Source organism: Armatimonas sp., assembly GCF_031410135.1.
Taxonomy (GTDB): Bacteria; Armatimonadota; Armatimonadia; order Armatimonadales; family Armatimonadaceae; genus Armatimonas.
The window spans coordinates 1-2,608 of sequence record NZ_JANNYP010000049.1 but is presented as its reverse complement, the minus strand read 5'-3'; the positions used below and the strand labels follow the sequence as shown (position 1 = coordinate 2,608).

1 protein-coding gene is annotated in these 2,608 nt (G+C 60.7%); it reads right to left on the bottom strand.

Annotated features, from left to right (window positions below; all coding sequences use genetic code 11):
- A partial coding sequence (locus tag RMO15_RS01725) for a DUF1592 domain-containing protein (protein WP_309707235.1) occupies nt 1–2,408 on the bottom strand: 2,408 nt, incomplete at its 3' end.
- Nucleotides 2,409–2,608 lie beyond the last annotated feature (200 nt).

The following is a 2,608-nucleotide window of genomic DNA, read 5'->3' as shown; positions in this document are numbered from 1 at the left end:
GTGACGGTGAATTCGATCAGCGAGCGCAGGGTGTTCTTGCGCTCTTTCATGTGGGTGACGGCGCTCTGAACGAGGGGACGGTCGGCGAGGCTTAGCTCGCGGCCTAGCGCAAACGTGAGGAGCTTGGTGGAGAGACAGGTGAGGAAGTCGTCGCTGCGGGCTAGGAGGGCGTCTTGCAGGCCGTCTACGCCGGTGATCTTAGTGCCATCAGGAAGGCTGGAGCTGGCGTCGATCAGGGGGTCATTTGGCTCGACACGGCCCTTGTAGCCAAAGCCCTCGCGCTCGCGCCAGGTACCCGATGCGTCGAAGTTCTCCAGCGAAAACCCCAGCGGGTCAATGCGGCTGTGGCAGCGGGCGCACTGGGCGCGCGTGCGGTGGATTTCGAGGCGCTTGCGCACCGTGGCTTTCTCGATTCCTGGAACCCGCGCCGCGATCTCACCGGCGTTGGCCACGGGCAGCCCTGGATCGGCGCCGAGCAGGGTCTTCATGATCCAAGTGCCACGTTTCACCGGCGAGGTCCGCGTCCCGTTGGATGTGATCGTGAGAATGCTCGCCTGGGTCGGGACGCCGCCTCGGTGGACACTCGGCGGGACGGGCACGCGCCGAAACGCATCGCCTTTCACGCCGGGAATTCCGTAGGCCCGTGCCAAGCGCTCGTTGACCACGGCAAAATTAGACTTGATCAGATTGAGTGCATCCAGATCGCTGCGCAGAATCTCCGCAAAGAACGCCTCAGACTCACCGATAATCGAGAGCTCGAAGTGCCGATCGTAGCCGGGGAAGAGATCGGTGGCGGGTGGGTTGGCTCCGACCTGGTTGAGTCCCAGCCACTGCCCGGCAAAGCGGCGCACAAACTCCGACGAGCGCGGATCGGCGAGCAGGCGGTTGGTCTGCTGCTTGAGAGTCGCAGGATCGGAGAGCTTACCGGAGTCGGCGAGCTGGGTGAGCATCTCATCGGGTGGCGCGGCCCAGAGGAAGTAGGAGAGGCGAGCGGCCAGAGCATGGTCGGTGAGCTTGCCGGGTGCTTCCATTAAGAATAAGAAGTTGGGGGAGGCCAGCACAGCGGTCAGAGGGGCCTTGATCGCCTCGACAAAGCTGAGCTTCTCTTGCCGCGCCTGGTCAAAGAGGGCTAGCTTTCCGGTCAGCTCACTCTCCGCGACGGGCCGCCGATACGCCCGGTGCATGAACTTTGCGAGCACGTCTTTGGCGTAGGCTCGCTCGTTGCTCTGGCGCAGGGCAGAGGGAAAGAGAATCCGCGTGTGGCTGCTCGGGGGCCAGGCATCGTAGATCGGGCCTTCCAGCTCGAACCAGTCGATAAGAAGCTCTGGGCGAGCAAAGGCATCGTTGCCCTGACACCAGAAGTTCTCCATCACCTTGGGAATGTCGTAGGCGTAGTGGAAGTTAATCCCGGCAGACAGGGTCGTGAAAGGCGTCGAGAACTCGTAGGTCTTGGGGCCTTCGGTGATATCCACCTCCGCGACCGTCCGCGGCTGCGAGCCTAGGTGTTGCACCACTTTGACGCGTGGCGGGCCATAGCCATAGATTGGGTCGGTGGCGAAGTGTTTCAGATCACGCTGGTAGGCCTCTTGGTGGTACTTGGCACCATTAGGGTTCTCGCGGAGCTGCTGGTCACGCCGCGCCGCGAGAATTTTCTCCGCCGCTGCGGTAAATTGCTCCCGGCCAGGAACGCGCCCGGCGGCTCGGAGCCGAATGATGTAGTTTCCTTCAACGGGAACGGCGAAGTTGCGTGCATCCACGCCCTTGTCCCAGCTCTCGTGGTGCACCACAACCCACTCGCCCTCTTCACGGTTTGCCCCACCATTGACAATCACGAAGTTGTTTTTCTCGTCGAGTTTCACCCGCCGTGAGTCCATTGCGGTGGTCTTCGGGTCGAAGCGCCAGAGGATTTTTGCCGGACGTGGCTGGTTTTCCTCGACAAGCGCCTGATCCAAAATCTGTTTTGCCGCGTTGGCGTAGAGCTCGACATGGAGCGGCGATACGGTCAGATTGCGGGCGTTGTTGTCGAAGCCTCCCCCAGACGGATCGGCGGGGAAGCCGCTGATATCGAACTCCACGTCGGTGAGGTCTTTGATGGAGTTCTTGTACTCATCGCGGGTCAGCCGCCGAATGACGGGAGCCTTATCCTTGAGCGCCTCCTCCGCCTTTTTCGTCTCTGCCGAGACCCAGTCCACAAACGTAGACACTTCCGCCGCTGTCGGTTGCCCAGCCTCACGTGGAGGCATGAGCTGGCTACTGAGCTGATTGACCGCCTCCGCCCACTTGGCTTTTAGCGCACGGTCTTTGAAGTTATCTGCTGTGAGTGCCTCGGTACGAAAGTTTCCCTTCGCCTTCTCGCCTGTGTGGCACGGAGCGCAGTACTTGGTGAGGAAAGCCTGCCCCGTAGCCACCGCAAACCCTCTAGCCCCCGTCTGACGGGGGAATCCAAGAGGTTTTTCCTTATTGTCCCCCCGCCCGGCGCTAATCTTGTCCCATAACTTTTTGTCGTCTTGGAGCCGAAATTGCAAAAGAGAGAGTGATGGAAACAACAGATTCTCTTCTTCAGCAAGAACCTACTCAAGACAAAGAGTGGGCATGGATAGAGGTTCAC